Consider the following 26,996-nt stretch of genomic DNA (forward strand, 5'->3'; position numbering starts at 1 on the left):
GTAGCGCATGGCAGTACGGGGGGCTTGCCTCTGATGAACTGCAGCGGGACGTCGGCCTCGCCGAGGTGGGTGGCGGCGGAGTGGTGCAGCTGGTGCCGGTCGAGTCCGGCGTTGGGACACGGCCTGTGGCGGCGGGGGCACTGCCGGAGCGGCGCAGGGCGAGGGCAAGCTCGTGTACGGCGTCTGCCCTTTCATGAACGCTTTTGGCTAAAGCAGTACATCTACCTAAATAGTGGAGAACTCGACGCGGGGCACGGCGGCGACCAACGCTTGCGTGTAGGGGTGGCGGGGCCGGGTGAACACGTCGTCGACGTCGCCCTCCTCCACGACCCGGCCGTCCTTCATGACCAGCACGCGGTCGGCGATGTGATGAACGACACCCAGGTCGTGGGAGATGAACACCATCGCGGTGCCGTACTCGGCCTGGATGTCGGCGAGCAGGTCGAGCACCTGGGCCTGGATGGAGACGTCGAGCGCGGAGACGGGTTCGTCGCAGACGAGCACGTCGGGGCGGGGGCCGAGGGCGCGGGCGATGGCGACGCGCTGGCGCTGGCCGCCGGACAGCTCACGGGGATGCCGGGCGGCCGTCTCCGGCGGCAGGCCGACACGGGCGAGCAGGCCGTGTGCGCGTTCGCGGCGTTCCGCCCGAGGCAGGCGCAGCGGCTCGGCGATCAGACGGCCGACGGTGTGGCGGGGGTCGAAGGAGTCGAGCGGGTTCTGGGAGATGAGCTGGATTCTGGGGCGGAGCGGGCGGCGGGCGCGTTCGCGCTGGTGGCTCCATGGCCGCTGGTGCAGGGTGACCTGGCCGGCGTCGGGTTCGAGCAGGCCGAGGGCGAGGCGGGCCAGCGTGGTCTTGCCCGAGCCGGACTCGCCGACGACGCCCAAGGTCTCGCCCTGGTCGAGGGCGAAGGAGACGTCGTCCACGACGCGGCGCGGGCCGTAGGAGCGGGTGAGCCCGGCTCCGGCGATGACGTGGACCAAGGAGCCGGGGGCGGGGCGGGTGCGCGGGGTACCGGTGGTGAGGCGGGAGGCGGCGGACGGGACGGCGGCCAGCAGCGCGCAGGTGTAGTCGTGCGCGGGCGCGGCCAGCACCTCCCGGGCGGGCCCCTCCTCCACGACCTGCCCGTCCTTCATGACCAGGATGCGGTCGGCGATCGAGCCGACGACGGCCAGGTCGTGGCTGATCAGCAGTATCGCGGTCCCGGCGGCCTTGCGTTCGGCGAGCAGCCGCAGGATCTGGGCCTGGACGGTGACGTCGAGTGCGGTGGTGGGCTCGTCGGCGATGATCAGCTCGGGGTCGGCGGCGATGGCGGAGGCGATCAGCGCCCGTTGCCGCAGCCCGCCGGAGAGCTGGTGCGGGTACTGCCCGACCCGGGTCGCCGGGTCCGGTATGCCCACCGCTTCGAGCAGTTCCAGCACCCGGTCCGTGCGGCGGGCCCGGGGTACGACGTCGTGCACGGTGAGCACCTCGGCGATCTCGGCGCCCACGGTACGCAGCGGGTCGAGCGAGACCAGCGCGTCCTGCAGGACGAGTCCGGCGAACCCGCCGCGCAGCCGCCGCCAGTCGCCGGGGGTGAAGGCGAGGGCGTCCCGGCCGTTGACGCTGAAGGCCGAGGCCCGCACGGTCGAGCCGGGTCCGGTCAGGCCGAGCAGGGTCCGTGCCGTGACGCTCTTGCCGGAGCCGGACTCGCCGACGATGGCCACGCACTCGCCGGGCTCGACCGCCAGGGAGACGCCGCGTACGACCTCGGCGTGGCCGAAGCTCACACGCAGGTCCTCCACGTTAACCAGCGAGGTCATGGTGTTCTCCCCTCGAAGCGGCGTTGCAGGCGGCGGCCGACGACGGTCAGGCAGACGACGGTGAGCGTGATCGCCAGGCCCGGGAAGAGTGCCTCCCACCAGGCGACCCGCAGGTAGTTGCGGGCCTCGGAGAGCATCGCGCCCCACTCGGCGGCCGGCGGCTGAGGTCCCATGCCGAGGAAGCTGAGCCCGGAGCTGGCGATCACGGCCTGGCCGAGCCCGATGGTGGCCAGCACGGGAATCGGGCCGAGCACGTTGGGCAGCACGTGCCCGGCGATGATCGCCAGGCGGGAGCGGCCGAAGGTGAGCGCCTGCTCGACGTAGCCGGAGTGGCGGACGACGAAGGTCTGGGCGCGGATCACGCGGGCGTAGTTGGGAATCTGGGCGACGGCGATGGCGAAGATGACATTGCCGGTGCCCGGGCCGGTGATGGCCACGACCAGGAGAGCGAGCAGCAGCTCGGGGAGGGTGGACAGCACGTCGAACGAGCGGGCCAGCGCCTCGTCCAGCCATTTCGGCGACAGCCCGGCGGCGAGGCCGAGCAGCACGCCGGCGGTGACTGCCAGGGCGGTGGCGGCGACGCCGATGCTGATGGAGTGGCGGGCTCCATGGACGACCCTGGCCAGCACGTCGCGGCCGAGGTGGTCGCTGCCGAACCAGTGGGCGCCGCCGGGTGGGGCGAGCGCGTTCAGCGGGTCGGCGGCCAGCGGATCGGCGTTTGTGAGCAGTCCAGGCGCGGCTACCGCCGCGGCGAGGAGGACGAGAAGGGCCACCGGCACGAGCAGGCGCAGGTCGGTGGACGCGCTCAGGACGAGGTGGCGGCGGGCAGGGCGGCCCAAGGACGTGGGGGCGGGGCTGGGTTCCCCGCGGGTGAGCACGCGCATCACCGGTCAGCCCGTATCCGGGGGTCGATGACGCGGTAGGCCAGGTCGAGCAGCGTGCTGATGGTGACGTACACAACCGCCGACAGCAGCACGACGGCCATCACCACGGGCATGTCCCGGCCGGTCACCGCCTGCAAGGCCACCTGTCCGAGCCCTGGCCGCCCGAACAGCACCTCGGTGATCACCGCGCCGCCCAGCAGCGTCCCGGTGAACCACCCGGCCAGCGTCACGACCGGGATCAACGCGTGCCGCAGGGCGTGCCTGGCGACCAGGGCGCGCTCGGTGAGCCCGCGTGCCCGCGCCGTCACCGTGAACGGCTGCTCCAGCGCCCGTTCGAGCCCGCCGCGCAGCACCTGTCCGAGCACGCCGGCGATGGGCAGGCCGAGCGCGAGCGCGGGCAGTACCAGCGCCTGCGGCCCCTGCGCCCCGGAGACCGGGAACCAGCCGAGCGTGAACGAGAACACCGACAGCAGCACGATCCCGATGAGGAAGGGCGGCACCGACACCGACACGAGTTCGGCCGCGGAGGCGGCGCCGCGCAGCCACCGCCCTCTGCCCGCCGTGACGACCGCGATGACGCCCGCGAGCGCCACACCGGTGGCCGCCGCCGCGAGCGTGAGCTGGGCGGTCGGCCCGAGCTGGGTGGCGAGGATCTCGCCGACGCCACGTTGCTGCTGGTAGGAGCGGCCGAGGTCGCCGTGGAGCAGCCGCCACAGGTAGGCCAGGTACTGCACGATCTGCGGTCGGTCGAGCCCCCACTCGGCGACGATCCCGGCCCGGATCTCCGGCGTGTCCGCGCCGTCGCCCACCAGGATGTCCACGGTGTCGCCGGGGGCCAGCAGCAACGCCACGTACGAGGCGGTGGCAGCGGCCCAGAGCACGGCCAGCCCGGTGCCCAGTCGCTTGATCATGTGCCGATCCGCACGTCGTACGCGCTCGCCGGAGTGCCGGAGGAGGGGTCGAAGCTGAGTCCCTGGACGCTCTTGTGCGCCGCGATCTGGTCGGCCGGCACGTAGAGCGGGAACACGATGGCCGTCTCCCGCACCGCCGCCTGCTGCACCTTGGCGTACAGCTCCTTACGTTCGGCCTGGTCGGAGGTGGCCGAGGCGGTGGCGAGCCACTTATCCACTTGCGGGTCGGCGAAGCGGGTGCGATTGATGGCGCCCTTCGCCGGCAGGATGAGGTTGAGCGCGGCGCCCACGTCGGAGTCGCCCCGGGAGTTGCCGAAGAGCTCGTACTCGTTCTCGTCCAGGGCCTTCTGGGCGCTGCCCTGGTCCACGATCTTGACCTGGAAGTCGATGCCGGCGCTCTGCTTGACCTGCGCCTGGATGGCCTGGGCGAGGATGTCCCGCCGGTCCCGGACGAACGGCGCGGAGGCGACCTCCCGCACGGTGAGCCGCTTGCCGTCCTTGACCCGGAACCCCTCGGCGTCGCGTTGCTTCCAGCCCGCCTCGTCGAGCAGGGCGTTGGCCTTGGCCACGTCGCCGCCGTAAGTGTTTTCGAGGGTGGCGTCGTAGAAGGGGCTCCTCCTGCCGACGATGCTCCACGCCCTGGTGGCGGTGCCCTGGTAGACGGACTTCAGCACGGCGTCCACGTCCACGGCCTGGCGGAACGCCTCCCGTACGCGCTGGTCGTCGAAGGGGGCGTGTGAGGTGTTGAAGTAGTAGGAGTAGGCGGTGCCGGAGTTGAGCGACGCCTGCAGGGCCAGGTTCGGGTCCTTCTTGATCAGGTTGACTTCGGTGGCGGGGACGCCTTCGATGACCTGCACCTGGCCGGACGTGAGCGCGCCGACGCGGACGGCGGCCTCGGGCAGGAACCGGTAGGTGATCTTGGACAGGTGGGCGGGGCCCTGGTGGGCCGCCGCGGCGGGCGGCCACTTGTAGGAGGGGTTGCGGCGGTAGTGGATCTCCTGTCCCTGGACGTACCGGTCCAGGATGAACGGCCCGGTCCCCACCAGGTCGGGACCGCCGAACTTGAGGTTCTTGGCGCTCTTCAGCGACTTCGGCGAGACCTGCCCGGCGTACGGCGATGAGAGGAAGTCGAGGAACAACGCGTCCGGTTCCTTGAGGGTGATCTTCAGCTGGTACGGCGACAGGACCTCGGCCTTGTCGAAGGCCTTGAGCTGGATCGCGGCCACCGTCGGGTTGTAGCCGGGCACGAGGAACTGGTCGAGGTTGGCCTTGACGGCGGCGGCGTCGAACTTCGTGCCGTCGTGGAAGGTCACGTCGTCCCGTAAGTCGAGGGTGTAGGTCAGTCCGTCGTCCGACACCTGCCACGCTTTGGCGAGCCAGGGCCGGAACGTGCCGTCCTCGGCCTTCGACAGCAGCGCGTCGAACTGGTTGAACACCAGCAGCCTGACCTTGTTCTGCGCCCACAGCTGCGGGTTCAGGGTGATCGGCTGCGTCTCGATGGCCCAGTTCAGCGAGGTGCTCTGGACGGTCTGAGCGGTCGGCGCGCCGCAGGCGGCGAGCGTGAGAACCAGCAGGGCGGGGGTCAGGCGCTTCACGGGCGGTCCCAGGCTTGGGCGAGCAGCTCGTACGAGCGCACGCGTTCGACATGATCGTGGGTGATGGTGGTGACCAGCAGTTCGTCGGCCCCGGTCACCCGGCGCAGCACACGCAGCCGCTCGGCCACCTGCTCCGGCGAGCCGACGAACTGCGTGTCGAGCCGGTCCTTGACGAGCTCGCGGTCGGCGGCGGTCCAGACGTGCGCATCGGCCTCCTCCGCCGTGGGGTACGGCATCGCGCCCGCGCCGGTCCTGATGCTGCGGACCCACAGCCCGTACCCCTTGGCCAGCTCGCGGGCCGTGGACTCGTCGCCGGCGACGACCGCGTCCGCCGACACGATCACGTAGGGCTCTTCCAGCACGTCGGACGGCTTGAACGCCTCCCGGTACGCCTCCACCGCCTCCAGCACGCTGGAGGGGCTGACGTGGTAATTGGCCGCGAACGGCAGCCCCCGCTCGCCGGCGACCTGCGCGCTCTGGCCGCCGCTGCTGCCGAGGATCCACACCTGCACGTCCGCGCCCTCGCCGGGCACCGCGTGGGCGTCGTGCGTGCCGTTGAGGAAGGCCAGCACGTCGTCGATCTGGTCGGCGAAGTCGGGCGTCTGCGCGCCCGGCTGCTGGAGCAGGGTCGCGTAGTGGGCGAGGTGCGGGTGCTTGGCGAGCTTCGACCAGTCGAACGGCGGCGGGATGAGCAGCCCGTCGACGACCCTGGCGTCCTTGGGCTCGAAGGCGTCCTTGGCCAGCTCGGCGCGGCGCTGGCCGGACCGGCCGATGCCGAGGTCGATGCGACCCGGGTACAGCGCGTCGATGAGCCCGAACTGCTCCACCACTGACAGCGGCGTCTGGTGCCCGAGCTGCACGGCCCCCGACCCGACCCGGATCGTGGACGTAGCCGCCGCCACCAGGGCGATCAGCACGGCCGGGGCGGAGCTGGCCACGCCGGGCGCGAAGTGGTGCTCGGCCAGCCAGTAGCGGCTGTAGCCGAACTCCTCGGCTTTGCGTGCCAGGTCGATGGTGTTGCGGAGCGCGTCACCCGCGTTGCCGCCGGAGGTGATGGGGGCGAGGTCGAGAATGGACAGCGTCACGCGGTACCTCCGGGGAACGGCCTGCTGGGGATCTCCGCCCGCAGCGCGGGCGCGATCTCGGTTTGGAACAGCTCCAGCGCGTCCCGGTGCTGCTTCGGTGTGAGGCCGTCGGCGTCGGCGTGCAGGTGCATGACCTCGTGCCCGAACCGCTTGTGGTAGCGCAGCACTTTGTCGATGACCTGCTGCGGGCTGCCGACCAGGATCGAACTGCGCTCAATGGCGTCCTCCAGGGTCGGGAAGACGATCGGCAGCCCGAGCTTCCTCTGGAACGCCACGCGTGCCTCGTAGATCGGCCGGTAGGTCGCGATGGCCTCCTGCGAGGTCGTGGCCGCGTAGTAGCCCGCCGTCCCGGCTCCCACCAGCGCGTCGGCCGGGTCGTGCCCGTAGTGCGCCCAGCGCTCCCGATAGTGGTCGATCAGCTCGGCGTACGGGTCGATGGGGTTGGTGACGTTGGCGGAGAACAGCGGGTCGCCATAGCGGGCGGCCAGGTCCACCGACTCCTTGCTGGTGGCGCTGCCGTGCCAGACGCGGATCGGCCGCTGCAGCGGGCGGGGCCAGGTCTCGGCCTCGGTGAGCGGTGGCCGGAACCGGCCCTCCCAGGTGACCTTGTCCTCCCGCCAGAGGCGGCGGAACAGCTCGTACGACTCGCGGTTTCTGTCCCATTGGTCCTCGGCCGTGACGTGGAACAACTGGGCCTGCGCGGCGCCGTTACCCTTGCCGATGATCAGCTCCAGCCGGCCCTCCGACAGGTGGTCGAGCGTGGCGTAGTCCTCGTAGGCCCGCACCGGGTCCAGCAGACTCAGCGTGGTGACCGCGGTGAACAGCCGGATCCTGGACGTCCTGGCCGCGATGTGGCTGAGCACCACCGGCGGCGAGGAGGAGATGAACGGCCGCTCGTGCCGCTCCCCCACGCCGAACCCGTCGAAGCCGAGCTCCTCGGCGAGCACCGCATTGTCGACGACCTCGCGGAAGCGTTCGGTGGGCGATCGGTCGTCGTTATGCACGATCAACGTAATGAGCAGGAATTTCATGACACCTCCGCAAAACGGCTGACCGGGCGCGGCAGACCGAGCAGCCCGCGCAGCGTGGCGGCCTCGTACGCGTGCCGGAACGCCCCGCGCCCGCGCAACTCGGCGGTCAGCCCCTGGGCGATCTGCGTCAGGTCGTACGGCAGCGCGCCGGGCCGCAGCCGGAACCCCTGGATCCCGGCCCGCCGCCACTCCAGCAGCACGTCGGCCAGCTCCCCTGCGGTGCCGGTGAAGATCGCGGCGTCGGAGACGAGCTCGGTCCCGTCCAGTTCGTCGAGCCGCGCCTTGCGCCGCGCCGCGTCCTCGCCCAGGAAGACGAGCAGGTCGGCGAAGATCTTCACGTCCCCGGAGAGCCCTCTGACCTCCTCGACAATGGCGCGGGCCTGCTCGGCCGAGTGCGGCGTGACGTACACGACGTCGGCGCCGCCCGCGGCGAACTCGTACGGCAGCCGCGCGTGCGCCAGCGCGGTCACCACCGGCTGCCCCTGAGGCGGGCGCGGCGTGATCGACGGCCCCTTGACCGAGAAGAACCGCCCGGCGAAGTCGATGTAGTGGAGCTTGTCCCGATCGATGAACCGCCCGGTGGCCACGTCGCGGATCTCGGCGTCGTCCCCCCAGCTGTCCCAGAGCCGCCGCGCCACCTCCACCGCGTCGGCGGCCTCGGCGAACAGGTCGCGCACGTGAGGATCGGTGGACAGGTCCACGCCGCCCGGCCGGTTCAGGATCTGGTCGAGCGGCGGGAACTCCTTGCGGCCGAAGTGCCGCGCCTCGGCGGCCCGCGGGGAAACCTGAGCCCGCCAGCCCGCCCGTCCCCCGCTGACGTGGTCGAGCGTGGCGATGCCGATGGCCACGTGGAACGGCTCGGTGTGGGTGGTGGTGGCGGTCGGCACCAGCCCGATCCGGGTGGTGAGCGGGGCCAGCCGGGCGGCGAGCAGCACGGCGTCGAACCGGCCCCGCACCTGGTCGGTACGGTCGTCGAAGCCGTCGGGCAGCGTGGACTGCGGCCCGAGCGCGTCCTCGATGGTGACGAAGTCGAGCAGCCCACGCTCGGCCTCGGCCACCAGCGCCGCCCAGTAACCCGCCGAGAAGACGGCCGGCGAGGACTCCCGCCAGGCGGCGGGGTGCCAGCCTGCGGCGTCCAGCGCCACGGCCAGGTGCAACGTCATGCGAGCTCCAAATGGTCACGGAGGGTCGTGCCGGTGTAGTCGGCTCGGAAGGCGCCGCGCTCCTGCAGCAGTGGCACCACCCGGTCGGCGAACTCGTCGAGCCCGCCTGGCGTCAGGTGTGGCACGAGGATGAACCCGTCAGCGGCGTCCGCCTGCACGTGCTCGTCGATCAGCCGGGCCACAGTCTCGGGCGTGCCGATGAACGTCTGCCGCCCGGTCACCTCGATGACCAGCTCGCGGATCGTCAGACCCTTCTCCTCGGCCAGCGCCCGCCACTTGGCCGCCGTGGCCGCACGGTCCTTGATCGGCACCCGGCCCTGGGAGACGCCTTCCGACAGGTCCGGCTCGACGTCCGGCAGCGACCCCTCCGGGTCGTAGGCCGACATGTCACGACCCCACACCTGCTCCAGAAACGCGATCGCGGTCTGCGGCCCGACCTGCTGGCGGCGGATCACGGCGGCATTCTCCGCGGCCTCCTCCTCGGTGTCGCCCAGCGCGAACGTCACCCCCGGCATGATCTTCAGCTGGTGCGGCTCGCGACCGTACTTGCCCAGGCGGCGCTTGACGTCGGCGTAGAACCGCTGACCGTCCTCCAGCCTGCCGTGCGGAGTGAAAATCACGTCCGCGTGGGCGGCGGCGAACTCGCGCCCCTCGCCGGAGTCGCCCGCCTGGATGATCACAGGGCGTCCCTGCGGGCTGCGTGGCAGCGTGAACCGGCCCTGGACCGTGAAGTGCTCGCCGGAGTGCTCGACCGTTCCGATCCCGCCCGGCCGGACGAACGTGCCGGTCTCCGGGTCGGCGGCGATCGCGTCCGGCTGCCAGGAGTCCCACAGCTCGCGCGCCAGGCGGAGGAACTCGGCGGCCCTCTTGTACCTGTCGGCCCGGTCGAGGAAGCCGCCGCGGCGGAAGTTCTCGCCGGTGAAGGCATCGGAGGTGGTCACCACGTTCCACGCCGCTCGGCCCTCGCTCAGATGATCGAGCGTGGACAGCCGCCGGGCCAGCTCGTACGGCTCGTTGAAGGTCGCGTTGACCGTGCCGCCCAGTCCCAGCCGGTCCGTTACCGCAGCGAGGGCGCTGAGCACGGTGAGCGCCTCCGGACGCCCCACCACGTCGAGATCGTGGATGCGACCCTTCAGCTCGCGCAGCCGCAACCCCTCGGCCAGGAAGAAGAAGTCGAACTTGCCGCGCTCGGCCGTCCTGGCCAGGTCGACGAACGAGGCGAAGTCGATCTGGCTGCCGGAGCGCGGGTCGGCCCAGACGGTGGTGTTGTTCACGCCCGGGAAGTGGGCCGCCAGATGGACCTGCTTGCGCGTCATCGGCCCCGCCCGTGCGGTGCGGCCCACGTCGTGGGCAGGCCCTCCGTCGTCTCCCGAAAGGCGGGGCGCTGGTAGAGGTCGCGGGCGTAGGGCCAGAGGTGTTCGAAGTCGCTCAGCTCCCGCTCGCTGATGAGATGGCCGCGATTGTGCTCGGAGTCGAACCTGGCCAGCGTCACCCACAGCCGCACATCGGCCTCGGTGATCGTGTCCCCGGTCAGGAAGCGCTGCTCGGCCAGGCGCTCGTCGAGCCGTTCCAGCGCCGCGACGACCCGGTGGCGCTCCTGCTCGCGATCGGCCTCGGTGGTGGCGCGGGCGACACGGGCGACGCCGGTGTTGACGTCGTAGTAGATCCAGCCGTTGAGCTTGTTGATCTCCGGGCGCAGCGCGTCCGGGTAGAGGTCGACGGAGGTGTCGGCCCACTGCTCGAACTGGGTGGCCAGGTCGATGGTGATGTCGGGAAAGTTGTTGCTGACGATCCGGCCGGCCTGCCGGTCCCAGAGCACGGGGACGGAGATGTGGCCGCCGTAGCCTTGCTCGGTCGCCTCGTACGCCTGCTCCAGCAAGGTGAAACCGTTGACCGGGTCGTGGCCCCGGCGTTCCCTGAACGCCCAGCCCCGCCCGTCGCGCTCGTCGTCCACGTAGGACAACGAGACTATGTCCTCCAGTCCCTTGAGCTTGCGGACGATCGCGGCGCGGTGCGCGTACGGGCAGACCCAAGCGACGTACAGGTGATAGCGGCCGGGCTCGGCGCGGAAGCCGCTGGAGCCGTCGGCGGTAACGCGCCCTTGGAAGGGATAGATCGGGCGGTTCCAGTCCGGTGAGAGGTGCAGGCGGCCAGGGCCGTAGTAGCCGTACGCGGTGTGGTCGACGGAGCTCGCGTAGGCCGACGTCTGCGTGGATGTGGACACGGGTCCTCCGGGGTTCAGGAGTCGGGATGGGCCAGGAAGCGGCCGAAACGGCCCTGGTGGTAGAGGAGCGGGCGGCCGGTGCTGAGCACGTCCGCCTCGGCCACCAGGCCCACCACCAGCAGGTGGTCGCCGACCTCGGCCCGTTCGTAGGGCAGGCAGATCAGGTGCGCCGAGACGTCCTGCAGCAGTGGGGCGCCCAGCGGCCCCGGCCGCCAGAGGGTGGGGGCGGCGAACCGGTCGATGCTCTTGCGGGCGAAGCGGACCGCCAGCTCGGCCTGGTCGCTGGCCAGGATGTTGACCGCGAAGTGGTCGGCGGTGCCGAGCCGCGGCCAGGTGGTGGAGGAACGATCCACGTAGAAGGAGACCAGGGGCGGTTCGAGGCTGACCGAGGAGAAGGACGTGGCGGTGAGCCCGACGGGGATGCCGTCGCACTGCGCGGTGATGACCACGACCCCGCTGGCGTGCACGGCGAGCGCTTGCCTGAATTGGTCGGCCGCGATGGCGCGGTCGGGCAGCGTGTCGGTCATGCGGGCACTCCCGTCCGATGCGGAAGGCGGACAGGGTGGCCGGGTGTCACTGATGGCACGATCACGAGAGAGTTCCTCACGGGAGAAGGCATGCTCACGCGACGCCTCGGCGGCTGCCGGGGGCGCGGAGAAGAGGGAAGTCGTCGGCGAAGGCGTGGACGGCGCTGGCCACGCCGAGAGCACGAGGGTGGTATTCGGCGACTACAGGTCCGTGATCAACGACACTGCGCGCTGGCGACGTGGCCGAAGTCCACGTGGGAGCGCCTGGTCAAGAGGAAGCCCTGGCTCATACCCACGACGCTAAGCCGCGATCTCGCATAAGTCAATATTTCCTACTGGTTTATAGGGTTATCAGGATGCTCGGCGAGCCCGCCGGCGAAGGTCAGGTAGGCGTCCTTACCCGTGACCGCCCACAGCCCGCTGAACAACTCCAGCAGCCCGGCGGTGCCGCAGCACCGGCACCCGGGCGTGCGCTTGCGCGGCGCCCAGCTCTGCAGGATGCCGTTGGCCAGGCGCTCCACCCAATCCAGATGGTTCGGGCAGCGTCATGAGCCGCCTCGCGATCAGTGGGCATTGCCAACATTTCCTACTGGATATACATATATTCTGGCGCGAACCACCCGAAACGCACCGGCAACCAGAAGGGCTCCGCGGCATGCTCATGATCACGCAGTCGGAGATCGAGCGGCTTCTCGCCCCCTCCGACCACATCGACCTGATCGAGGATGCCTTCGCCGCCCACGCCCGCGGCGGGACCTCGCCGAACCGCCTGTCCCACCTCGACAGCCCGCCTGGGGAGTTCCACATCAAGGCCGCTGGGATCGGCGGCGTGGTGGCGGTCAAGATCGGGGCCTGCTTCTACGACCGGCCCGCCACGCTGGGCCTGCCGAGCATCGTCGGCGTCATCGCCTTGTTCGACGCCGCCAACGGCCAGCCCCTGCTGTTCCTGGAATCGGCCACGGTCACCCGGCTACGCACCGCCGCCGCCACCGCGGTAGCGGTGCGCCATCTCGCATTGCCCGACGCCGCCACTCTGGCCGTCCTCGGCACGGGCGCTCAGGCCGCTGCCCACATCGCGGCCGTCCGCGAGGTCCGCCCGATCGAGCGAATCCTCGTATGGGGCCGCGACCCGGCCAAGACCGCGCGCTTCGCCGCCCAACACGGCGCCGAGGCCACCGGCACTCCCGCCGAGGCCGCCCGGCAGGCGACCGTCGTCGTCACCCTGACCCCCTCCACCGACCCCTACTTGGGTTTGCGCGATGTGCGGCCGGGCACGCTGGTGGCGGCGGTGGGCTCGGATGCGCCCGCCAAACGCGAACTCCACGACGACCTGCTCGCCACCGCCACCCTGATCACCGACGACACCCACCAGTGCGTGGAGGTCGGCGAACTGCACCACCGCCCCCAGACGCCGGTCAAGGCCGAGCTCGGCGAGATCGTGCTGGGCACGAAGACCGGCCGCGAGCACGCCGACGACCTCGTGGTCTTCGACTCCACCGGCACCGCCGTCCAGGACGTCGCCGCCGCGCAGGCCCTCTACACCGCCGCAATGAAGAACGGCGCCGGCCGCCCACTCCCCCTCTGGGAATGAGCTCCGCGGCGGCAGGAAGTCAGGGCGCCCTTTCGTGCCGTCATGCTCTTGCGCGTGCGGCGCTGGAGTGCCGGTCGGCCAGGCCGCGCGCGTCCACGCCGAACTCGACACCGGCACCGATCAGGCCAGCTGAAGGAACTTACTCGTCTTTGCGCCAGCGGGCGCGCAGGTGGAAGGCGGCGGTCTTGGGACGGCGGTCGCGTGTGAAAACACCCTTCTTGTTGCCGTCGACGCGGAAGACGCCCGCGGTGGTGGCGAAGTCGGCGAAGTTCCAGACCTGTTCGCCCACCACCGCGTCGACCCGGTCGAAGACCCGGTGGTACACGTCGAGCAGGTCGGCCTGGTACTCCTCGGTCCACGGGGTGGGCACGATGCTGCGCAGGCCGGGGTAGGTGTCGGCGCCGTACTCGGTGATGACGATGGGCTTGTCGTGCGTATCCGCCCACTGCCGCAGTTCGGCCTCCAGTGCGGTCTCGGCCGCTTCCAGGTCGCCGGGGCCGAAGTACCAGCCGTAGTACCGGTTGAGCAGGACGACGTCGAACAGGTCGGTGACCACGCATTGGTCCGGCGGCGCGAGCAGCGCGTTGGCGTAGGCCACGGGCCGGGTGGGGTCAAGGCGGCGGGTTTCTGCGGCTAGCGGGGCGAAGTAGTCGCGCGCTTCGGGTTGGACGTTGTCGGGTTCGTTGGCCACGGACCACAGCACGACGCTGGGATGGTTCTTGTCGCGGGCCACCAGTTCCCGGATCGCCTGCAGGTGGACGCGCTGGGTGTCGTCGCCGATCGTGTCCGGGGAGTATGTGGACACGCGTGTGCCGGAGTTGAAGACACCTCCGCCGATGTTGAGGTTGAGCCCGACGGCCGCGGTCTCGCTGATGACGACCACGCCGTGCCGGTCGGCGTAGTCGAGGACCTCCTCCGCGTAGGGGTAGTGCGAGGTGCGGAAGGAGTTCGCACCGATCCACTCCAGCAGGGCGAAGTCATGCACCATCAGCGCGTCGTCGTGGCCCTTGCCACGCACCGCCGCGTCCTCGTGCTTGCCGAACCCCCTGAAGTAGAAGGGAGTTCCGTTGATCAGGAACTGCCTCCCGCGTACCTCCACCGTGCGCACGCCCACCGGCTGGCGGTAGTCGTCGATGACCTCCCCGGATGCGCTGAGCAGTGAGACCTCGAGTTCGTAGAGATAGCCGTCGCCGGGTGCCCAGGGATGTACGTCAGGCACGCGCAGCGTGGCGACCGCGCCGGCGGCAGCGGCTACCTCGGCGCCGGAGGCGTCGCGCAGCGACACACGGAGTGAGTCCTCCTCCCCGGTGCTGTCCACCTGGTAGCCGATCACGCCGGTGGTGTCGTCGAAGGCCGTCATCACGGTGATGTCGCTGATGTGCGCCGGGGGCGTGGTGTAGAGCCAGACCGGCCGGTGCAGGCCCGCGTAGTTGAAGAAGTCGTGAAGGTAGCGCTGCACCCGGCGGCCGTCGGGACGCTCCTCGATGGTGCCCGGCGGGATCGACCCCCAGCTCAGTTCGTTGTTGACCACGACGGTGACGCGGTTTTCGGCTCCCGGCCGCAGGTGTGCGGTGACATCCGCTTCGAACGGGGTGTAGCCGCCTTCGTGTTGGGCGACCTCGGTGTCATTGACCCAGACGGTCGCGCGGTGGGTCGCGGCGTCGAACCGCAGGACGATGCGCTGCCCTGCCCACCGGGCCGGTACCCACACGCTCGTCTGGTACCAAGCGTCGCCGACGTGGTCCCGGACTGTCGCCTCGGGATAGATGTCGTTGTAGCTGGCCGGTACCGGGATGTCCACGGCCCACGCGAGGGGCGAGCGCCACCAGCCTTCGGTACGGCCGGCTCCCTCCGCGTCCAGCCGGAACCTCCACAAGCCGGCCAGAGAGCGGCGTTCGCGGGTGGGACCGTCCTGCGGGCGAAGCATGGTCGGTTCTCCTTTTCTCCGTGCGGTGGTCACGCGGTGGTCGAGTCGTCGGTGGGTGTCGAGCAGCGGTGGGGCGGATCGGTCGAGCGGTTGGACGTTCGGCCGCTCGCTGTGACGGGTGTTCCGTCCTATTTGAGGCCGGTGTTGGCGATGCCCTGGATGAACTGTTTCTGGAGGAACAGAAAGAGCAGCACGATCGGAGTGACGACGGTGACCGCGCCGGCGAGCAGCAGACCGTAGTTGGTGCCGTTGGCGCCCACCGAGAACAGGGCGAGCGCGACCGGCAGCGTGTAGCGATCCTCGGTCTGCGCGATCACCAGCGGCCAGAGGAAGTTGTTCCACTGCCCCAGGAAGGTCAGGATCGCCAGTGTCGCCAGCGGGGGGCGGCAGAGCGGGACGATGACCCTGAGAAAGATGCGTGTTTCGCGGGCGCCGTCAAGGCGGGCCGCTTCGACGAGAGAATCCGGAATGTCCCGGATGAACTGGCGCATGAGAAACACGCCGAGCGGTGTCACGAGGAAGGGCAGGATCAACCCGAGATAGGAGTTGCTCAGTCCCATGTTGCTGACGAGCACGAAGAGCGGCACGAAAGTGGTGACGCCAGGGACGATCAGCATCGTGAGGACGAGGCCGAACAGGAGGCGCTTCCCGGCGAATTCCATCTTCGCGAAGGCGTACCCCGCCATGGAGCAGAAGAGCAGATTTCCCGCGACACATGTCACGGCGACCAGCGTGCTGTTGAAGAAGTACACCGCGAAGTTCTGCTTCGACAGCAACTGCTCGAAGTTGCCGAGCGTCGGAGAACGGGGCAGCCAGACGCTGGGATGCGCGACGATTTCCCCTGTCGGTTTGACCGACCCCAGGAACATCCACGCGAACGGTGCCAGCGTCGCGAGGAGGCCCAACGTGAGGGCGCCGTAAAGCATGATGCGGGCGGGCCGAACGGGCCGGTGTGCGCTGAGGCCGGACGCGGCCGCTGCGGTGCTCGCGGTCGTGGTGGTCATGTCATGCCTTCGCTCGGAAGATACGGAACTGAAGGAGGCTGAGCAGCGCGATCGCGGCCACCAGCACGTACGAGGCGGCGGAGGCCATACCGTAATTGCCGAAGCCGAATTGCTCGTAGGCGTAGTAACTGATCGATGTGGTGCTGTCCAGCGGGCCGCCACTCGTCATCACGAACGGCTCCTCGAAGAACTGCAGGTAACCGATGCTCAGCAGCACGGCGACCACCAGCGTGGTGGGCCTGAGCAGCGGCAGGGTGATACTGCGGAAGGCGCGCCGGCGGGTGGCGCCGTCAACGCGAGCCGCCTCGAGCAGGTCCTCGGGGATGGACTGCAGTCCGGCCAGGAAGATCACCATGGGGATGCCGAAGTGGCGCCAGACCGCCATCAGGATGAGCGCGGGCATGGACCAGTTGGGGTCGTTCAGCCAGTCCGGCCCGTGGATTCCCACGACGGCGAGGACGGAGTTGATCATTCCGTCCGGCTCGTAGAGGTACCTCCACACCACCGCTATCGCCACGATGCTGGTCACCACGGGCGCGAAGTACGCGACCCGGAAGAATCCCTTCGCGCGCTGGATCCCGGAATTGAGCGCGACGGCGAGGGCCAGGGCGATGATCATCGTCAGCGGGATTCCCACGGCGACGAAGTAGAGCGTGTTGAGCGCCGCCCGCAGGAAGGTCGGATCCCCGAAGAGTTCGGTGTAGTGCGCAAGGCCCACGAAGTCGACGCTGAAGGGGGTCCGTATGTCCCGGGCCGTGATGTCCGTGACGCTCATCGACAGCGAGGAGAGGACCGGCCATACACCGAAGGTGGCGAACAACGCGACGAAGGGTGCGCAGAAGGCCCAGGCGATCAATGTGCGCCGGGCACGTTCGGACACGCCCCCCGACGGCCCCGTCCGCCGTGGGCCGGCAGCCGGGCTCGGTGCGGATTTCACGGAGGCGAGAGAGGTCATCCCTACGCTCCGGTTCCGATCGCCGACGCCTTTTTCTGGATCTCCCGCAGAGCCGCTTGCGGTGAGGAGACGCCCTTGGCGACCTTTTCGAACTCGGCATCCAGGACCGCGGTGACCTGCCGCCATGTCGTGGTGTTCGGTCCAGGCTGTGCCGTCTTCAGCTGGGTACGGAACACGGCCAGAGTCGCGTCGGTCGCGAGCTTCCCCTCGTTCCAGGCCGACTCGATGGCGGGCAGGTCTCCGGACAGGTCGTACCAGGTCCTCTGGACGTCAGGACTGGCCATCCACCGGATGAACTTCCATGCGCCCTCGCGGTTCTTGGCGTCCTTGAACACCGCCCACTGTCCACCGCCGATGTAGGCGGCGTTGGACTTCGGTCCCGACGGGAGCGGCACGATACCCACCTTGTCGTCGACGAAGGATGCACCGCCGGCGGACTTCAGCAGGTTCACCTCCCAGGGGCCGGAGATGAGCGCGGCAGTGGACCCGGCGACGAACTGCGGCTCGATCTCTCCCAGGCTCACCGGGCCGTTCGGGCTGGAGATCTTCGACGCGATGAAGGACCGGTAGAACTCCAGTCCCTTGAGCGCCTCCGGCGTGTCGAAGGTGAACGTGGTCCCGTCCCCGTTCATGACCTGGGCTCCGGCCTGCCACATGAACGGCACGACGCCCTGCCAGGTCCCCGTGGCGCCAGTGGGCAGGGACAGCCCCCACTTGGCCCCTTGCTTCTGCAGGGCCTTGAGGAACGGGCCGTACTCGTCCCAGGTCTTGGGTGCGGAGACTCCGGCGGCCTGCGCCATGTCCTTGCGGTAGAACAGGGAGCGGGTTTCCACGTACCAGGGGACGCCGTACTCGGCTCCCTCGAAGGTGGTGCTCTGGACGGCGCCGCGGTAGAAGACGCTGAAGTCCACGAGGCCGGACGGAACCTTGTCCAGCCCGCCCGTGGACGCGAACGCCGCGAGGTCCACCGCACCCACCATGGTGGCGTCAGGAGTGTCTCCTGAGGCGATCGCCGTCTGCACCTTCTTGGCATAGTCCTGCCAGGGAACCGCTGTCACTACCACCTTCACGCCGGGGTTCGCCTGGCTGAACTGGGCGGCCAGCTTGGGCAGAAGCTCGCCCTCCGTTCCCATCGCCCACACGGTGATGGAGCCGCCGGCGGGTTTGGTGTCAATGGGGGCGCCCGCCGCGGCCTGCGTCGGCCGGGCTTCTGACCGGCCGCAGCCGGTCAGAAGCAGTGCGACGGCCAGGCCGCCGACGAGTGTCTTCGCAACAGTTGAGGTGAACATCGATGTCCCGTTCCTCTCCACCCGAGGGAAGCGTCACCGCTTCTTCCGTACGTCGTGGTGTGGGTGAGGGAGACGCTACCCCAAAAACCGAACAGTTGCTACATTTTCATTGCCGTGAATTCACCGGCGTAACCGCAAGGACCCATAGGGTTGGTGCCATGACCGATGAGACGGCGAGTCGACCAGGCACTCGGCGGGGCCCCTACGCCAAGAGCGCGCGCCGCCAAGCCGAGATCGTCGCCTCCGCGACATCCGTCTTCTCGGCACGCGGTTACCGAGGCGGGTCGCTGCGGGAGATCGCGAAGCAGCTCGACCTCAGCCTGACCAGCGTCGTCCATCACTTCCCCAGCAAGAGCGCGCTGCTCGTGGCCGTCCTCGAGAACGCCGACTCCGCGCACGCCGACTCCTTCGAGGTGGACAGCCAGAAGGAGGGTGTGGCCTACGCCGTGCTGCAGTTCGTTCGCCGGAACCTCGAACGGCCCGAGATGCTGAGGCTGCTTGCCCTCATGGCCGCAGAGTCGTCGGCTCCGGACCATCCGGCGCATGAATGGTTCCGCGCCAGATACGAGAGGACGATCGGCCTACTCGCGATCGCCGTTCGCCGGGACCAGGACGAGGGCCGTATCTCCAACGCCAGGGACCCCAGGGGCCTCGCCGAGTCTCTCGTGGCCCTATGGGACGGGCTCCAGCTCCAGTGGCTCATCGACCCGCACCGCGATCTCGTCGCGGCGATGACGGCCGCGTTGAAGGACCTGCTGGGACCACACGCCCCCCTCGGCACGTAGACACCTGGTCCGTCCCGACGTGGAGCCCAAGCCGGGGGCACAGCTGGGCTGTGGCGGGCGTTGCTGGTGCACCCGAGAGGGCCGACAGCTTACCGGCCTAGTGCACGCCGCCGCGTACCGGATCCGGCGGTGGCGGCGATCCACCCAGGCGAACTCCTGCGCCACGACCCATGACGCTACGCGTATTTTCGATCACTTGCAGTCAGTACACGTAACTTGAGATCCGCTCACGAGAAAGGGTGCGGGCCGCTCATCGCTTAGTGGTCGACTGCGTAAGTCTCTCGGGGGTTATGCGGCAGGCTCGAGACGGCAGGCTGATGGTCGCAGTCATCGTGCTGCTGGAGGTTATGCTCCTTCTGTTCGTACCGCTCGATCCGGCCAGTAGGTCCTCGACACGGCCTGTGACATGCGATTTCGCAAGTCGGGACGACAGGATTTGAACCTGCGACCCCTTGACCCCCCAGGCACATCACCAGGGGGCGGGATCACGGCCGATACCCACCCTCACCTGGGGTTATAGTCCTTGCCGGTCCTTCAGGGTCCAAGGTCGTCCGGCGCGATTGTCACTCAGTTCGTCACTCAGAATTCGTCGTACCCGGAGACCTGGCCGATGGAGAAGATATGCCGGTTCGCGGCGCAGATCGTCTCAAGGACATGAATAGGCGTGTCCTCGGTCGAATAGCTCGCCCGGAGCACCTGGACGATCCACTCCCCGGGCTCGAGTTCGAGCGTCTCGCGCTCGAAGGCTGTCGGCGGCCGAGCGGTCAGGTTCTCCTCCGCGCGACCGAACGAGTAGCCGAGGGCGATCAACGCGGACTGAAGCGACGGCTTCACGAACTCCGGCTCGGCAAGCCTGGTATCGCCGAACAGGTCGGCGCGGAAGTAGCTCGTCGCTATGCGTACCGGCACATTGTTCGCCGTCATCATCTTGCGCCGGGCCACGATGTCCGAACCGGGCTCGACACGCAGGCAGGCCCCAACGTGATCGCTGGCGGGCTCCAGACCGACGTAGAGCATCCGGCGATCAGCTTTGAGCCCCTGCCGTTCCGCCTCCGCCAGGAACAGGGACTTGGAACCCCTGACTGCGGGCTCGGTCGGCAACGCCCGCTGCACCAGCACACGAGGGGCCGGCGAGGCAGGACCCTCCGGCGCACGAGCCGTCGGCCCCTTTCTCATCTGCGAGATGCGCCCAGGCGAGACCCCCAGCCGCCCGGCGATTTCCTCCAGGCTCATCCCGGACTCCCGCGCCTCCGCGATGGCCTGCCGCCGCATCTTGGCCGCCTCGGCGACCAACCCTTGTTCCTCGGTCATGAGTCGGCTGAGCATGCGGGCTCGTTCCACGGGATCGCTGACCTGCGCGACTTCTCTCAGCGTCTTCAAGTCCATCCGGGCGTTGCCTCCTCAGGGACCGACATTCGGCGCACTTTAGCCCCCTATTGCGAGGGCCTGGCCAGGGCTCTACTCTCGACTTTAGCCCCCCTAAAGAAGGAGCCTTGAATAGACCCCCGCCCGCGAGACGAACGGTGCTGCAACACCACCCGCAGACGGGGGTCCAAAGCATCGAGAGCTTGGGGCGTCAACGATGCAGGACCAGATTATCGCCGTGCCCAGGAACGGCAAGAAGACGCAAGCCGTGCTGTCCGCAGATCTCCTGCGCCGGACCCTCCAGACCGAGTACGGCATACAAGCAGACATCCACACGGGGTACGACCTCGCCCTGGTGTCGGTCTGGGTAGGGCTGGTGGTCTGGTGCGACGGCGACCGGTTCTGGTGGCGCACCGGCTGGGACCCCGAACGCAAGCGTGCCGTCTACGCCTGGCACCCGCCCCTCACACCAGACCCGTGACCTGCAACTTCACGATGCACAGTGCTCGTTGGACTCGTCCAGGCTGATGCGCGCTGTTCGACGCTCCTGGGGCGGGGAGGGTCGCGAACTCCCCTTTGCGGCATGCACTGCGCCCGCACCCCGCCGAGGTGTAGTGGCGGGATGCGGGCACAGTCCGAAGACGGTCGGGTGGGTCAGGGGTGGGAGGGCTGGACGAGGAGGCGGGACGGCTTGTAGTGGACGAAGGCGGAGGCGTCGAGCGACAGGGCGGCGGCCGCGTCGTTCAGTGACTGTGCCGTGGCGGCGGGCCAGTGGCCGGTGCTGACGCGCTGCTCGATGGTCTGGAGTGAGGCGACGTACTCGGAGGCGGAGAAGTTGCAGTGGCCGACGCGGTGCACGTACGCCTGACGCAGGAGGTGCGGCCGTCCCGCGGAGCGCACGGCGGCGGCGTACTCGTTCTCCTGTTCGACCGGGACGAGCTGGTCGGAGATGGTGTGGATGGACAGGACCGGGACCTTGAGGCGGCCGGTGGGTTCGGAGGTCTGGGTCATCCAGGCCAGCGGCCCCGGCTCGACCTGCTTGGCGGCCTTGGCGGTGAGCAGGGTCAGATCATCCTTCAGGTTCAGGCCCGCCTGGCGGTAGAGCGCCTTGATCTGCTTGAGGTTGGCCGACGAGCGGAGCAGTCGCGAGTGATCCAGGCCCTTGTTCCAGGCGCTGTCGCCGCCGGCGGCGAGGTCGATCCAGTAGCGGGCGCCGAAGGTGAAGTTGAGGACTCCCGAGGCGAACCACTGGTACTGCTGCAGTTGCTGGGCCGTGTAGTCGTGCGGCGCCGGCGGCGTCGCACCGGACGACCAGGCGGGGATGTTGTGCAGCGCCGCGACGAGGGCGATGCGGGCGCGTCCGGCGGGAGTGCCCTGGGCGTTCGTCACGGCTTGGGTGAGCTGGGAGGCGGCGGTGGAGGCCTCGTCGGGGGTGGTGTAGTTGGTGAGCTTGATGTTCTGGCCGGGCGCGAGCAGTGCCGCCACGGCGTGTCCGGCGTTGAGCTGGTAGTTGTTGAGGTCCACGCCGCCGGCGACGATGCCGCAGGTGTTGAGCACTCCGTCCACCGCGCCGGTTTCGGCGATCTTGGCGCTGACCAGGCCGCCCATGGACTGGCCGAGCGCGATGGTGAGGCGGGGACGGCCGATGATCTTCGAGACGGCGTCGAGGGTGTCGATCTGGTCCTGGACGGCGCTGCCCAGGGCCCACCAGGAGCCGGGCGCGTACGACGAGCCCGCCAGGGCGTAGCCGCGGGCGAGCAGCGCTTCACCCGCCGCGTCGCTGGGCCGGTTCCGCGGCACCAGGGGACCGAACCCGTGGCTGAACAGAACGAGCCGTCCGTTCCAGTTGGCCGGCACATCCGCGATCCATGTCGAGCCGTCGGGGAGCTTGCCGGTGTAGTGGGCGGGCTCGGCGCCCTGTTCCTGACCGGCCCGCGCAACGCCGGGGACCAGCGCGACGGTCGCCGTCAGAACGACGGCGGCGACCGCGCGCGACAGGGTCTGCATAGGAGATCCTTTCCGGCCACGAAGCGTGCCCCCGGAGACCTCATGGCTCATGCGAGATCGGGCGTCGCCGAAGTTAGACACTTATGCGACAGGCGTCAATAGTTTGCCGAACTTTGCCCGAACCTTACACACTGTGATCGCGTTGCAGCGGCCCTATGTCTCACTTGCTTCATCCTCGCGCGTCCACCACCAGGTCTGGGCCGGGCGGCTCCAGGCGGCGTAGAGATCAAGGAGGCGGCGGCGGGCCCGCTCTCCGCTCCACTCGTCCGGCACCAGCGTCGGCGGCAGCCCAGGGTCGGCCAGCAGCATGTGACGCCACTCGCGCAGCACCTCGCGGACATCGAAGCGGTAACTGCGGTGCATGTTGGCGGTATGGCCCAGGACGTGGCCGTTCAGCAACACCTATACGGAACACCTCGGCCTGGGCTCTGTCTCGGCCACTGGGTGTTCCGGTTGAGGATCCCCTTACGGAACAGCCGAGGGTGACCATCACAACACGCGCCAGAGGAAGGGCACTGCAGGCCAAGTCTCGCCACCCGCATCTGGCCGGCCTCGGACGCTACGTCCGCCTTGGCCAGGAGACCTCCGCGCGCCTGACCGCCGATCGCAGGAATACCGGCGAATCCCCCTGTAGCTGGGAGTTCGGCCCTGGCTGAGCGAAGCAGGCGGCGAAGGTCGCGGTCAGAGCGTCCAAGGCCGAGGTGTAGGCGTGGTCGGGGGGACGGCCGTAGCCGATGATGACGCCCTGGCGGGTGGAGGGCAGTTCGCTGCGCTCCGACAGGTATCCGAGGGCGAGTCCGTGGGCCTGCGCGGCGGTTCGGATGTCGGTCTCGGTGGGGCCGTCCGGGGGGAGGAGGGCCAGGGCGTGCAGGCCGGCGGCGATGCCGGTCAGCGCGATCGGAAGGCCTGCGAGGCGGTGGCGGAGCTGGTCCCGGCGGCGGAGGTAGCGCTGGCGGGAGGTGCGGATGTGGCGGTCGTAGCCGTGGCGGGTGATCAGGTCGGTCAGGGTCAGCTGGCCGAGGTGCTCGGTGTGGTGGTCGGTGTGCACTCTGGCGTCGGCGACCGGGGCGATCAGGCGGGGCGGCAGGACCATCCAGCCGATCCGCAGCGCCGGGCCGAGTGTCTTGGACGTTGTGCCCAGATAGGCCACGTGGTTGGGGGCGGCGCCCTGCAGCGCGCCGACAGGCTTGCGGTCGTAGCGGAATTCGGCGTCGTAGTCGTTCTCGACGATCAGGCCACCGGACGAGCGGGCCCAGTCCAGCAAGGCACGCCGCCGGTCGGGGTGGAGGGTCCGCCCGGTCGGGTACTGGTGGGCCGGGGTGACCTCCACCGCGTCCGCGCCGAGGCCGCCGAGGAGGTCGGTACGGGCGCCGAGATCGTCGACCGGTAGCGGGATCACCCGTGCGCCGGTGCGGCGAACTGCCTCGCGGTGCATCGGGACACCTGGGTCCTCCATCGCGAACGTCCCGCCGATGACCGCGGCGAGCAGCGTCAGTCCCTGCAGGTACCCGTTGGTGATCAAGATCGAGTCTGGGTGGGCCGACACGCCGCGGGCCCGTCCCAGGTATCCGGCCAGTGCGGCCCGCAGCTCCGGGCGGCCCCGCGGATCGCCGTAGCCGAAGGCGGCGGCCGGAGCCGATCCCAGGGCGCGCCGCGATGACTCGAGCCACGTCGCCACCGGGAACGCCGATGCGTCCGCGCTCCCTGGACGCAGATCGTGCCGCGGCTGCTCGGTCGCCGGCGTGGCGGAGGGCACCGGCGCGACCTGCGGTTGCAGCGCCACCACGGTGCCCGAACCCTGCCGTGCGGCCAGGTATCCTTCGGCGATCAGCTGGTCGTAGGCCGCCCGCACTGTGCCCCGCGCCAGCCCCAGATCCTCCGCGAGCCTGCGGGTCGCCGGCAGCCGTGTTCCGGTCGCCAGGCGCCCCGACCGCACTGCCTCCCGCAGCGCCCGCTCCAGCCCTGTCCGCCGCCCCTCGGCGACGTCCAGTTCCAGATGCAGATCCATCCCCGGATTGGGCCACTCATCCGCCATAAAATTGGATCTTACCAGCGGCCCAATCGTGTCCTTAGGGTCGTCCGGGTGACCACGGTTCGACCTCCGCGGGCCGTCTCCCGCAAGACCGTCCGGCTACTCGCGACGGCCTATGGGCTGACGATCGCGAACCTCTACTACTGCCAGCCCTTACTGCCGGAGATAACCCGATCCCTCGGCCCGCACGCCGCGGACCACTTGGTCGCCGTCGGCCAGCTCGGCTACGCCCTCGCCCTGATCATCATCGTCCCACTCGGTGACATCGTCCCCCGGCGTCCCTTCTTGGCGGTCCTGCTCTGCTTCGACGCCGTGGCCGTGGCCCTGACCGCCACCGCCCCCACCGCCGGCCTCCTCCTGGCAGCCGGGGCACTCATCGGGCTCACCGCTGCCGCCGTCGTCAACACCCTCATCCCCTACGCCGCCGCCCTGGCCGCACCCGACGAACGCGGACGCGCCATAGCGACGATGCTCACCGGTGGCCTCACCGGCGTTCTGCTGTCCCGTACGGTCGCGGGTCTGGTCTCGCAGGTCGCCGGCTGGAGGGCCCTGTTCGCGGGGGCGGCGGTCGTCACCCTGCTCCTGGCTGTCGTCCTCACCCGCGTCATGCCGCCCGCCCCGCCCGACCTGGCTCTCCCTTACCAGGCCCAGCTACGCGCCACCGTCCGGCTGGCGGCCACCCACCGTCTGCTGCGACGGCGCTCCTTCATCGGGGCCTGTTCCTTCGCCGCCTTCGGCGTGTTCTGGTCGACCGTCGCCCTCCTCCTCACCGAACCTCCCTACGAGTACGGCCCTGCCCAGATCGGATTGCTGGCCCTGGCCGGCGCCGCCGGAGCAGTCGTAGCCCGCCCTCTCGGCCGCACCGCCGACCGAGCGGACCGCGTCCGGCTCACCAGGGCGACGCTGGCCCTCGGCGCCGTGTCCTTCGCCGCCCTGTGGGCCGGCGGACACCACGTCGCCTGGCTCCTCATCGGGCTCCTGGCCATGGACACCGCCATCAACGCCGTCCACCTGCTCAACATGAGCGTCGTCTACGGCATCGACGACGCCCGCGCCCGCCTCGCCTCGGTCTACATGACCGTCTACACCCTCGGCGGCGTCGCCGGCGCGGCCGTCGGCCCCTCTGTCTACGCGGTCGGCGGCTGGAGCGCGACCTGCCTCCTCGGCGCCGCATTCCTCGCGATCGCCCTCGTCCTGACGTTCACCCGAACGGAGAACCCATGAAACCCCAGCTGGTCATCTTCGACAACGACGGCGTCCTCGTCGACAGCGAACCCACCGCACACCGTGTGCTGTCCGAATACCTGACGGAACTGGGCTTCCCCTTCACTCTGGAGGAGTCCTACCGGTACTTCCTCGGCAACGCCGCCCGCAACATCCACACGGTCGTCGCCGACCGATACGGCGGCACGCTCCCCGCCGACTTCACCGCACGCTGCCACGAGCGGGTCTTCACCGCCTTCAAGCAAGGGTTGGACGCCGTCCAGGGCGCTTCCACCGTTCTGACCGAACTGCGGCGCCGTGGCATCCCCTACTGCCTGGCGTCCTCCTCCGACCATGCCTGGATCGACCTCACCCTTGACCGGACGGGCCTGCGCCCCCTGCTGCCGCCCGGGGTGGTCTTCAGCGCCCAGGACGTCGGCGGCGTCGGCAAACCCGCCCCCGACCTTTTCCTCCATGCCGCCGCCGCGTTCGGCACCGACCCGCGCGACTGCCTGGTCGTCGAGGACAGCCCCAACGGCGTCCGCGCCGCGAAAGCCGCTGGCATGCCCGTCGTCGGCTACACCGCCCTGACCCCTGCGAGCAGGCTCACCGGAGCCACATCCCTTATCACGCACCTGACTGGGATCCTCGACCACCTCGACCACGACCGTTGAACCGAGGCCACAGACATCCACACCAGTCAGCAACTGAACACCCCCGCTGAGCCTCGAGGGAGCTATCTGGCGGCTTTCCCCGTCTACCGCGGCGATCCCGAGATCGAGACGCGACTCCATATCGAGCATGACCCCGACGCGATCCGAAAGGAAGATCGCGATACCTGCCTTCTGGCGTCAGGGACAGGCACCACGACATGATCACCCCTATGGCAGATGTGATTTTCTTCGATCTGGACGGCACCCTGGTCGATCATCGAAGCGCCGTCTTGGAAACGATCGACCAGATCGTCCAGGCCGCGCCGAACGCGACGGCTCCACCGGAGGAACTGGTGACGTTGTGGTGGACGCTGGAGGCGCGCCACATGCGGGAATACCTGGCCGGTCGGTGCTCCTTCGCTGAGCACCACAGGCGCAGGCTCCGTTCCTTCCTGCCGATGCTCGGCGAGCCGGTTCCGGAAAGTCCCGGCCTTCTGGACGCCTGGATCGCCGAGCGCTACCTCACCGTGTTCGAGGAGTCCTGGCGATGCTATCCCGATGTCCAGCCATGCCTCGAAACCCTGAAACGGCTTCCCCGAGCACCGCGTCTGGCCGTTCTCACCAACGGGGACCCCGAGCAGCAGCGCGCCAAGCTCGCCCGCTTCGGCCTCCTCGAATACTTCGAAGCCGTCCTGACCCCGACCGAGCTCGGTACGGCCAAGCCCGCCGCCTACGCCAACGCCTGCCGGTGGATGCGGACGGACCCCGCGCAGGCGGTCAACGTGGGCGACATGTTGGAAAGCGACGTGAACGCCGCCGCCCTCGCCGGGCTCACCGGCATCTGGCTGGACCGCGGCATCGACTTCATCACCGGTGGACCATCGCCGACGGCAGACGAGACAGTGCTCCGCATCGAACGGCTCACCGACCTCCCCGACCACCTATCACGCACGAACGCCTGACCA

At 69.4% G+C, this 26,996-nt stretch carries 25 protein-coding genes; 6 read left to right on the forward strand and 19 right to left on the reverse strand.

The window, feature by feature from the left end:
* Positions 1 to 225 precede the first annotated feature (225 nt).
* From OHA25_RS44530 to OHA25_RS44580, 11 genes are all read right to left on the reverse strand, one after another.
* On the reverse strand, positions 226 to 1,800 hold the full coding sequence (locus OHA25_RS44530; RefSeq protein ID WP_327582937.1) for an ABC transporter ATP-binding protein: 1,575 nt from the start codon (positions 1,798 to 1,800) through the stop codon (positions 226 to 228).
* Positions 1,797 to 2,684 (reverse strand): ABC transporter permease, encoded by an 888-nt coding sequence (locus tag OHA25_RS44535; protein ID WP_327591129.1) that lies wholly within the window; start codon positions 2,682 to 2,684, stop codon positions 1,797 to 1,799. Before OHA25_RS44535 ends, OHA25_RS44530 begins: the two co-directional genes overlap by 4 nt.
* A complete protein-coding gene (locus tag OHA25_RS44540; protein WP_327582938.1) occupies positions 2,684 to 3,595 on the reverse strand; it encodes an ABC transporter permease in 912 nt (303 codons plus the stop codon). Before OHA25_RS44540 ends, OHA25_RS44535 begins: the two co-directional genes overlap by 1 nt.
* On the reverse strand, positions 3,592 to 5,190 hold the full coding sequence (locus tag OHA25_RS44545; RefSeq protein ID WP_327582939.1) for an ABC transporter substrate-binding protein: 1,599 nt from the start codon (positions 5,188 to 5,190) through the stop codon (positions 3,592 to 3,594). The genes OHA25_RS44540 and OHA25_RS44545 overlap by 4 nt, the downstream gene beginning before the upstream one ends.
* Positions 5,187 to 6,275, reverse strand: a complete 1,089-nt coding sequence (locus OHA25_RS44550) for an LLM class flavin-dependent oxidoreductase (RefSeq protein ID WP_327582940.1) — start codon at positions 6,273 to 6,275, stop codon at positions 5,187 to 5,189. Before OHA25_RS44550 ends, OHA25_RS44545 begins: the two co-directional genes overlap by 4 nt.
* A complete protein-coding gene (locus tag OHA25_RS44555) occupies positions 6,272 to 7,306 on the reverse strand; it encodes an LLM class flavin-dependent oxidoreductase (RefSeq protein ID WP_327582941.1) in 1,035 nt (344 codons plus the stop codon). The genes OHA25_RS44550 and OHA25_RS44555 overlap by 4 nt, the downstream gene beginning before the upstream one ends.
* Complete coding sequence (locus OHA25_RS44560; protein WP_327582942.1) at positions 7,303 to 8,469, reverse strand: LLM class flavin-dependent oxidoreductase; 1,167 nt, start codon at positions 8,467 to 8,469, stop codon at positions 7,303 to 7,305. The genes OHA25_RS44555 and OHA25_RS44560 overlap by 4 nt, the downstream gene beginning before the upstream one ends.
* Positions 8,466 to 9,812, reverse strand: a complete 1,347-nt coding sequence (locus OHA25_RS44565; RefSeq protein WP_327582943.1) for an NtaA/DmoA family FMN-dependent monooxygenase — start codon at positions 9,810 to 9,812, stop codon at positions 8,466 to 8,468. Before OHA25_RS44565 ends, OHA25_RS44560 begins: the two co-directional genes overlap by 4 nt.
* Positions 9,782 to 10,693, reverse strand: a complete 912-nt coding sequence (locus OHA25_RS44570) for a glutathione S-transferase C-terminal domain-containing protein (RefSeq protein WP_327582944.1) — start codon at positions 10,691 to 10,693, stop codon at positions 9,782 to 9,784. Before OHA25_RS44570 ends, OHA25_RS44565 begins: the two co-directional genes overlap by 31 nt.
* A gap of 14 nt (positions 10,694 to 10,707) precedes the next feature.
* The gene (locus OHA25_RS44575; RefSeq protein ID WP_327582945.1) at positions 10,708 to 11,220 is read right to left on the reverse strand and encodes a flavin reductase family protein; all 513 of its coding nucleotides are present in this window, start codon (positions 11,218 to 11,220) and stop codon (positions 10,708 to 10,710) included.
* Positions 11,221 to 11,552: 332 nt separating this feature from the next.
* On the reverse strand, positions 11,553 to 11,741 hold the full coding sequence (locus tag OHA25_RS44580; protein WP_327582946.1) for a hypothetical protein: 189 nt from the start codon (positions 11,739 to 11,741) through the stop codon (positions 11,553 to 11,555).
* 134 nt (positions 11,742 to 11,875) lie between these two features.
* On the opposite strand from OHA25_RS44580, the gene OHA25_RS44585 reads away from it, so the two are divergent.
* The gene (locus OHA25_RS44585) at positions 11,876 to 12,811 is read left to right on the forward strand and encodes an ornithine cyclodeaminase family protein (protein WP_327582947.1); all 936 of its coding nucleotides are present in this window, start codon (positions 11,876 to 11,878) and stop codon (positions 12,809 to 12,811) included.
* 139 nt (positions 12,812 to 12,950) lie between these two features.
* On the opposite strand, the gene uidA is transcribed toward OHA25_RS44585, so the two are convergent.
* The 4 genes from uidA to OHA25_RS44605 all read right to left on the reverse strand — a co-directional run bounded on the left by uidA (position 12,951) and on the right by OHA25_RS44605 (position 17,986).
* Positions 12,951 to 14,738 (reverse strand): beta-glucuronidase, encoded by a 1,788-nt coding sequence (gene uidA / locus OHA25_RS44590; protein WP_327582948.1) that lies wholly within the window; start codon positions 14,736 to 14,738, stop codon positions 12,951 to 12,953.
* 128 nt (positions 14,739 to 14,866) lie between these two features.
* On the reverse strand, positions 14,867 to 15,742 hold the full coding sequence (locus OHA25_RS44595) for a carbohydrate ABC transporter permease (protein ID WP_327582949.1): 876 nt from the start codon (positions 15,740 to 15,742) through the stop codon (positions 14,867 to 14,869).
* 1 nt (position 15,743) lies between these two features.
* The gene (locus OHA25_RS44600) at positions 15,744 to 16,622 is read right to left on the reverse strand and encodes a carbohydrate ABC transporter permease (protein WP_327582950.1); all 879 of its coding nucleotides are present in this window, start codon (positions 16,620 to 16,622) and stop codon (positions 15,744 to 15,746) included.
* A gap of 77 nt (positions 16,623 to 16,699) precedes the next feature.
* Positions 16,700 to 17,986: a sugar ABC transporter substrate-binding protein gene (locus tag OHA25_RS44605; protein WP_327582951.1), complete on the reverse strand. Its 1,287-nt coding sequence runs from the start codon at positions 17,984 to 17,986 to the stop codon at positions 16,700 to 16,702.
* Between the two features lie 158 nt (positions 17,987 to 18,144).
* Between OHA25_RS44605 and OHA25_RS44610 the strand changes: the two genes are divergently transcribed.
* Positions 18,145 to 18,771 (forward strand): TetR/AcrR family transcriptional regulator, encoded by a 627-nt coding sequence (locus tag OHA25_RS44610; protein ID WP_327582952.1) that lies wholly within the window; start codon positions 18,145 to 18,147, stop codon positions 18,769 to 18,771.
* A gap of 579 nt (positions 18,772 to 19,350) precedes the next feature.
* On the opposite strand, the gene OHA25_RS44615 is transcribed toward OHA25_RS44610, so the two are convergent.
* On the reverse strand, positions 19,351 to 20,064 hold the full coding sequence (locus tag OHA25_RS44615; RefSeq protein ID WP_327582953.1) for a UTRA domain-containing protein: 714 nt from the start codon (positions 20,062 to 20,064) through the stop codon (positions 19,351 to 19,353).
* Positions 20,065 to 20,353: 289 nt separating this feature from the next.
* Here OHA25_RS44615 and OHA25_RS44620 point away from each other — a divergent pair, with 289 nt between their 5' ends.
* Complete coding sequence (locus OHA25_RS44620; RefSeq protein ID WP_327582954.1) at positions 20,354 to 20,617, forward strand: hypothetical protein; 264 nt, start codon at positions 20,354 to 20,356, stop codon at positions 20,615 to 20,617.
* A 173-nt stretch (positions 20,618 to 20,790) separates the two neighbouring features.
* Here the strand turns inward: OHA25_RS44620 and OHA25_RS44625 are convergent, their stop codons facing one another.
* The 3 genes from OHA25_RS44625 to pdxR all read right to left on the reverse strand — a co-directional run bounded on the left by OHA25_RS44625 (position 20,791) and on the right by pdxR (position 24,151).
* Positions 20,791 to 22,143, reverse strand: coding sequence for a hypothetical protein (locus OHA25_RS44625; protein ID WP_327582955.1), 1,353 nt, complete (start codon positions 22,141 to 22,143; stop codon positions 20,791 to 20,793).
* Between the two features lie 153 nt (positions 22,144 to 22,296).
* Positions 22,297 to 22,545, reverse strand: a complete 249-nt coding sequence (locus tag OHA25_RS44630) for a PaaX family transcriptional regulator C-terminal domain-containing protein (protein WP_327582956.1) — start codon at positions 22,543 to 22,545, stop codon at positions 22,297 to 22,299.
* Between the two features lie 157 nt (positions 22,546 to 22,702).
* Positions 22,703 to 24,151, reverse strand: a complete 1,449-nt coding sequence (gene pdxR, locus OHA25_RS44635; protein WP_327582957.1) for a MocR-like pyridoxine biosynthesis transcription factor PdxR — start codon at positions 24,149 to 24,151, stop codon at positions 22,703 to 22,705.
* Between the two features lie 75 nt (positions 24,152 to 24,226).
* Here pdxR and OHA25_RS44640 point away from each other — a divergent pair, with 75 nt between their 5' ends.
* The 3 genes from OHA25_RS44640 to OHA25_RS44650 all read left to right on the forward strand — a co-directional run bounded on the left by OHA25_RS44640 (position 24,227) and on the right by OHA25_RS44650 (position 26,993).
* Entirely contained in the window at positions 24,227 to 25,399 is a 1,173-nt protein-coding gene (locus OHA25_RS44640) for an MFS transporter (protein ID WP_327582958.1), read from the forward strand.
* Positions 25,396 to 26,052 (forward strand): HAD family hydrolase, encoded by a 657-nt coding sequence (locus tag OHA25_RS44645; RefSeq protein ID WP_327582959.1) that lies wholly within the window; start codon positions 25,396 to 25,398, stop codon positions 26,050 to 26,052. The genes OHA25_RS44640 and OHA25_RS44645 overlap by 4 nt, the downstream gene beginning before the upstream one ends.
* Positions 26,053 to 26,261: 209 nt before the next feature.
* Complete coding sequence (locus OHA25_RS44650; RefSeq protein ID WP_327582960.1) at positions 26,262 to 26,993, forward strand: HAD family hydrolase; 732 nt, start codon at positions 26,262 to 26,264, stop codon at positions 26,991 to 26,993.
* Positions 26,994 to 26,996 lie beyond the last annotated feature (3 nt).

The organism is Nonomuraea sp. NBC_00507 (assembly GCF_036013525.1).
Lineage (GTDB): Bacteria > Actinomycetota > Actinomycetes > Streptosporangiales > Streptosporangiaceae > Nonomuraea.